Genomic DNA, 606 nt, shown 5'->3' with positions numbered 1-606 from the left:
CCTGCGGCTGGATCACCTCCTTTCTAAGGATATTACGGAAACTTACATTAGATTGATCAATCTTATTCAGTTTTGAGAGGTCTACTCTCAAACATAAAGCTTATGCTTTTTGGGCCTATAGCTCAGTTGGTTGAGAGCGCACGCCTGATAAGCGTGAGGTCGATGGTTCGAGTCCATTTAGGCCCATTGGACTAGTGGATTGCCACGAAACTTTATATATGGGGAATTAGCTCAGCTGGGAGAGCACCTGCCTTGCAAGCAGGAGGTCAGCGGTTCGATTCCGCTATTCTCCATTGACATGTAAGTGTCAAACTTGGTTCTTTGAAAACTAGATATTATTAATTTCTAAATTAAATTTGTATTAAATACAATTTTAACCGAGAACACCGCGTTATTTTGAGTTTTTTAAATAGTTTTATTCGTATAATACTCAATTAACCAAACATCACGTAGTGATGAATTAGGTTAAGTTATGAAGGGCGCATGGTGGATGCCTTGGCACTAGGAGCTGATGAAGGACGGGACTAACACCGATATGCTTCGGGGAGCTGTACGTAAGCTTTGATCCGGAGATTTCCGAATGAGGAAACTCGATAACCTTAATCG

At 41.3% G+C, this 606-nt stretch carries 2 tRNA genes and 1 rRNA gene; all 3 read left to right on the top strand.

Annotated features, from left to right (window positions below):
- Window positions 1–111: 111 nt before the first annotated feature.
- Window positions 112–186, top strand: a tRNA-Ile gene (locus DY123_RS07565).
- Window positions 187–220: 34 nt separating this feature from the next.
- Window positions 221–293: transfer RNA gene (locus tag DY123_RS07560), tRNA-Ala, on the top strand.
- 170 nt (window positions 294–463) lie between these two features.
- A 23S ribosomal RNA gene (locus DY123_RS07555) occupies window positions 464–606 on the top strand; the annotation flags it as partial.

The sequence above is a fragment of the Apilactobacillus micheneri genome (assembly GCF_006493595.1).
Taxonomy (GTDB): Bacteria; Bacillota; Bacilli; order Lactobacillales; family Lactobacillaceae; genus Apilactobacillus; species Apilactobacillus micheneri.
This window is presented reverse-complemented; position numbering and strand designations above follow the sequence as displayed.